The following is a 5,332-nucleotide window of genomic DNA, read 5'->3' on the forward strand; positions in this document are numbered from 1 at the left end:
CGCTGTAATTGTCAATCGGCCGTGTGAAGTCTAACAAGTACTTATAGCCCTAGCAACAAACCGCCTTACTCGCTATACTCACCTCAACCTGAGCCCGAACAACGAAGCCGCCCGAGTGCTATCTCGCGCGAATCAAACCAACCAGAAGCTGGAATCGCTGCTGAACCGGATCGGCGAAGTCCCCGCGCAGAATCACACGCCCGCGCGGCCGCCGCAGCAGTTCACCCAAGCGCGTCCCGTTCTTGGAATTCGCTGTCCCCAATGCAAGAAGCGGGCGTTGCGGCGCGCGACGAAGGTCAACTTCACCGACCGGCTGGCGGCGCTGGTCCTGCTGCGAAAAATGCGCTGCCGCTACTGCCGCTACACCGAACTGCGCTTCGTCTTCGACAAGAGCTAACGCGCGGTGTAACCCGCGCCACGAAGTACTTTCCCCGGACGCTTCCCGGTCATCTTGCCGTCCAGAATCACGGGAACGCCGTTCACCAGTACATAATCCATCCCCACGGAAAGCTGATTCGGCTGATCGAAAGTCGCCAGATCGCGCACGCGATCGAAGTCGAAAACCACCAGGTCCGCCCACATCCCCGCTTTGATCACGCCGCGATCGGCGAACCGCATCCGTCCCGCAGGCAGGGAACTGAACTTCCGGATCGCGTCCTCGAGGGTGAGTTTGTGCTCCTCGCGCACATACTTCGCCAGGATGCGCGGGAACGTCCCGTAAGCCCGCGGGTGAGGATGCCGGCCGCCCAGCAAACCCTCCGTCGACGTGCCCTCCGAATCGTTATCGATAGAAACCCAGGGCTGCTGCAGCGCGAGCACAACGTCCGGCTCCGACATGCCGAATACCGCAACTTCCGTTGCCGCATTGTCCTCGATCAGCAGGTCGCACATCGCATCGAAGGGGTCTTTATGCCATAGCTGCGCGATTTCACTGAGCCGTTTTCCCTGCAGCGGAACCAGCTTCGGGTTCTGCACGACGCCGATCAGAATCGCCTCGGGGCCGGGGATTTCCGCCCACTCATTATCGAACTTCGCATGGGGGTCTTCCAGTTCTTTCCGAATGCGCGCCCGCGTCGCCGGATCTTTCAACCTTTCGATCAGTTTGGCATCTCCGCCATCGTGCGCCCAGGGTGGAATGAACGCCGAGAAGGTGTTGAACCAGGCGGTGTAGGCGTAGGTGTTGGCGGCCACATCGACCCCCGATCGCCGCGCGGCATTCATACGCGCCACGACCTGCGGCATGCGGCCGAAGTTCTGCCTTCCCGCGGTTTTCAGGTGCCAGATCTCAACTGGAACATGAGCTTCACGGCCGATGAGGAACGCCTCGTCCAGGGCCTCGAATTCGGCGTCGCCCTCGCTGCGCATGTGCGTTGCGTAGATGCCGCCGAAGCGGGAAGCTTCAGCCGCCAACGCGATCAGCTCTTCCGTCTTGGCATACGGCGCGGGAGCGTACTGCAGCGCGGTTGAAAGTCCCACCGTACCTTCGCGCATGGCATCCGCCACCAGCGCCCGCATCTGCGCCAGCTCGGCCGTGGTTGGCGCGCGGTCGTCATCCCCGATCACGTAGCTGCGAACCTGCGTCGCGCCCACGTACGAAGCGAGATTGATCCCCATTCCCTGCCGTTCGATGCGCGCAAAGTACTCCGCAAAGCTCGACCAGTCGGGCTTCACTCCGAGGCTTGCGAAGTAGGGCAGAGCCAGTGCGCGCAGCCGGTCGTTCAGCGGCGCGATGGTGTTGCCTTCGCCGGTCACCTCCGTCGTGATGCCCTGGTAGATCTTCGATGGGAGCCGCGGGTCGACCAGGATCGTGTTCTCGGATTGGCCGAGCATATCGATGAATCCCGGCGCCACAATCCGGCCGTGCGCGTCGATCGTGGTGTTCGCCGTTGCGCCCTCCGGAAGGCGTCCGATGAACGCGATCCGGCCGTCGCGGATTCCTATATCGGCGCCGTACCAGGGCGACCCGGTCCCGTCGACGATGTGGCCGTTGCGGATCACAACCTCGTAAGTGAGGCCCCGCGCGCTTCCACACACAGCCAGAACGAGAAGAGTAAATCGGAGCACTTGGCCCAAAAGTATACTGCAATTGACCGTGAGGATTGCGTGGACGCCAACCTGAACCGCCGCAAGACGAAGGTGCTGCTGGGTCTGGGCTTCGGAGGCCTGCTGCTGCTCGTCGCCGTTCTGGGGCTCAGCGGGATGACATTTCTTTATCAGGTAGAAGTCCGTCAGGAGCGTCTGCGCCGCGATTACGTCGAGCGCGATCGCACGCTCGGACGCCTTCGCACCGACGTCTATCTGGCCGGCACGCACATCCGCGACCTGCTGCTCAATCCGGATAACGGCGGGGCGGCCGCAACCGACTTTATGGCGACGAGGGCCAATGGCGAGAAGGAGATCGAGAACAGCCGCAAGTTGACGCGCGCGGTGGATCGGACGGCTTTCGAGCAATTGCGCCGTGAACTGCTCGGCTACTTCGAAACACTCGCGGAACCGCTGGGTTGGACAGAAGCCGAGCGCCGTTTGCGCGCATATCGCTTCACCGAAGATGTCGTTCTGCCGCGCCGCATTGCCGCCATCGGGGTGATTGACCGGCTCCAGGGCTTGAGCGACTCGCAGATGGAAGACAGCGCCGAGGACGTGAGCCGCATGTTCGCGTCTTTCCGCGTGCGATTTCTCGTGCTGCTCACTGCCGCGGCCGCTATCGGGCTGGCTCTGGCCGGAATCAGTATGTGGCGCCTGCTCGAACTCGAGCGCGTTTCGGGTGAGGCTCGCGAAGAGCTGAAGAGCCTCTCGGCGAAGCTACTCTCGGCCCAGGAAGAAGAGCGTCGCCGCATCTCCCGCGAGTTGCATGACGAAGTCGGCCAGCTCCTCTCCGCCATGATGCTGGGCTTGGGAAATCTACGGGCTTCTCTGCGCCGCGGCGACACTCCTGAAGCCTTGCATCAGTGTCAACTGGTGGAAGAGATGACCGGCCGTAACGCCAAGATGGTGCGCAACTTATCTCTCGTTCTTCGGCCTACGATGCTGGATGATCTTGGCCTCGTGCCGGCTTTGGTTTGGCTGGCGCGCGAGATGTCGCGGAACGAGTCGATCCAGATTCAGGTGGATGCGGCCGAGATTCCGGACGACTTGCCGGAAGAGCAACGCACGTGCGTCTACCGCGTGGTCCAGGAAGCCTTGCGAAACGCGAGCCGCCACTCCGGCGCCACGCACGCGACCGTGCGCGTTCAAAAGTTGGACGGCTCGCTGCACGTCTCCGTGGAAGACGATGGCCACGGATTTAATCCTATGGTTGAGACCGGGTTGGGAATCCTCGGGATGGAGGAGCGGATCATCCGGCTGGGCGGCCGGTTGCATGTAACCTCTTCGCCGAATGCCGGAACGACGATCCGCTTCGAGTTGCCGTTTCCCGCTTACGAGATGAGTCCCTTGCGAACGGCATAAAGTATCAGCTCAGGCAAGCTGTGTAAGTGCAGCTTCTGTAAGATGTTATTGCGATGCGTCTCCACCGTTGACACGCTCACGAACAGCATCTCTGCAATCTCTTTGTTGTTCTTTCCGGATACCAGCAATTGAAGCACTTCTTTCTCGCGGAGGCTGAGCAAGTCGTAGGTGTCCTCAACCCCGCGCCGCTGCACTTCGGCGACGTAGTCTTCCACCAACATGCGCGTGATACTGGGGCTGAAGTAGGCATGTCCGGCAGCGACCGCGCGCACGGCAGCCAGAATGTCCTCCTCCGGCGACGCTTTCAGGAGATAGCCCTTCGCACCGGCCTTCAGCGCCCGCAGCACATACGCCTCGTCCGAATGCATGCTGACGATGACGATGCGAGCCGAGGACAGGCGTTCGGAGAGATGCTTCGCCGCGTCCGGACCATTGATGCGCGGCATACCGACATCGAGCAGGATCACGTCAGGCCGGTGCTGCATGGCGAGCTCGATGGCCTCATGCCCGTCTGAAGCTTCGGCAACCACCTGAAACTCTCCGTCGCGCTCCAACAGGAAACGGATGCCGCTGCGAATGAGCGGATGATCGTCGGCAATCAGGACACGCGTTCGTGGCGATGGCACGCAGCCTTTTTACCACGCGCGTAAACATCACTACCGCGCGAAAGATTGGAAATTCCAGTCGTCGCGGTATTTCATTCCCGCCCGCCGCGCGAAATGATCGATGGTAGGAATGCGAATCTGCCGAATTGCGTGCCTGGCGGCGTTCTCGACGCTGGCGTGGGCTGGAGGCGATAAACTGCCCCAGTCGGACTGCCGCGAAAGCAATCACGGGACCTTCTGGCCGCGCGAGGCCAACGGCGATCCGCAATTGCTACAGGCCAAAGCCGCCCAAGGGGAGCTGTGGGTGTGCCACGGAAACTATGACGCGGACCTCTATTTCCCAACCATGGTGCATCAGTTCAAGTGGCAGCGCGTCACAGTACGATATGCCCGCGCCGGCGCCGTGGCGAACCGCGATCCTATTGCTCCACCCAACTCCGCCGCTCGTCCGTAAGCGACCCGGCCAGAATCATACGCCGGGTGTGATTGGTTAGCTGCAGGATCACTTCGCCAGGCTGTGCGCCGGGCGTTCCCGCGCCCGTCCAGATATCGCCTTCCGCGTTCACGATGCGCAGCCGCGGGAACCGCACCGCGACGTTCTGGTCTCGCCAGTCGGCTTCAAACTGCCCGGTGGCCGCGTCGAGTTCGCCGAGCGGCGGGACGGTCGGTTCTTGCGCGTCGAACGTTCCGCTCAGGCGGAGATTCGATAGCAAGCCCGCTTCGTCCGCGCCGGAGGTTTGCGCGGCGACCGTTCCGTTCACCGTCCCTCCCTGCCACGGTAAGCCTGTAATCCGCGCGGTTGCGATATAACGCGGCGTCGCTCCGGATAGACGAATCGTCAGCTTCGACGCGACGGTGAACTTATCCCCGGCGGCGGCGAGGTCGGGCAGCGTGATGGTCGAACCGTCCCACTCCACGTGAGCGCGGACGCGATGAAGTTCCGTGTCCTCAACGAGCAAGGTGCGTGCCTGGACAAATCCATCCGCCTGCATCGTCTCTAGCCACGCGGGCGGGGATTCGCGGCCCAGATTCAAAGCGCGGTCGAGAAGACTATGTTCGCGGAAGATGGTCGGCTTCAACAACGCGCCAATCGCCGCGACGGAACTGTCGCCCAGTCCGAGATGGAACTGATGGGGCCGCGGCGCTCCGGGAACATAACGGTAGTCCCCGGTTCCGGTCACTCCGCCCGCGGTGAAAACGATGCGATCCATTTGCAGCGCCGGTCCGGTCATCTGGACCCGCGCGGCGTTGAGAAGCACGGGCTCGGCAAGTTGCGGCAG

6 protein-coding genes are annotated in these 5,332 nt (G+C 62.2%); 3 read left to right on the forward strand and 3 right to left on the reverse strand.

Annotated elements, in window-relative coordinates:
* Positions 1–115 precede the first annotated feature (115 nt).
* Positions 116–397, forward strand: a complete 282-nt coding sequence (locus tag H1Y01_RS08915) for a hypothetical protein (protein ID WP_180540091.1) — start codon at positions 116–118, stop codon at positions 395–397.
* Here H1Y01_RS08915 and H1Y01_RS08920 read toward each other — a convergent pair.
* The gene (locus H1Y01_RS08920) at positions 394–2,064 is read right to left on the reverse strand and encodes an N-acyl-D-amino-acid deacylase family protein (protein WP_219341404.1); all 1,671 of its coding nucleotides are present in this window, start codon (positions 2,062–2,064) and stop codon (positions 394–396) included. The two genes, H1Y01_RS08915 and H1Y01_RS08920, sit on opposite strands and share 4 nt — an antisense overlap.
* On the opposite strand from H1Y01_RS08920, the gene H1Y01_RS08925 reads away from it, so the two are divergent.
* On the forward strand, positions 2,065–3,447 hold the full coding sequence (locus H1Y01_RS08925) for a sensor histidine kinase (protein ID WP_219341405.1): 1,383 nt from the start codon (positions 2,065–2,067) through the stop codon (positions 3,445–3,447).
* Here the strand turns inward: H1Y01_RS08925 and H1Y01_RS08930 are convergent.
* Positions 3,417–4,073 carry a response regulator gene (locus H1Y01_RS08930; RefSeq protein ID WP_180540093.1) on the reverse strand — a complete coding sequence of 219 codons (657 nt, stop codon included), beginning with the start codon at positions 4,071–4,073 and terminating at the stop codon, positions 3,417–3,419. The two genes, H1Y01_RS08925 and H1Y01_RS08930, sit on opposite strands and share 31 nt — an antisense overlap.
* A 109-nt stretch (positions 4,074–4,182) precedes the next feature.
* Here H1Y01_RS08930 and H1Y01_RS08935 point away from each other — a divergent pair, with 109 nt between their 5' ends.
* Complete coding sequence (locus H1Y01_RS08935) at positions 4,183–4,506, forward strand: hypothetical protein (protein WP_180540094.1); 324 nt, start codon at positions 4,183–4,185, stop codon at positions 4,504–4,506.
* On the opposite strand, the gene H1Y01_RS08940 is transcribed toward H1Y01_RS08935, so the two are convergent.
* On the reverse strand, positions 4,472–5,332 hold an 861-nt coding region (locus H1Y01_RS08940; RefSeq protein ID WP_180540095.1), incomplete at its 5' end, for a hypothetical protein. The genes H1Y01_RS08935 and H1Y01_RS08940 overlap by 35 nt on opposite strands.

Origin of the sequence: Nevskia soli (assembly GCF_903970205.1) — a bacterium.
Classification (GTDB): Bacteria; Acidobacteriota; Terriglobia; order Bryobacterales; family Bryobacteraceae; genus Bog-113.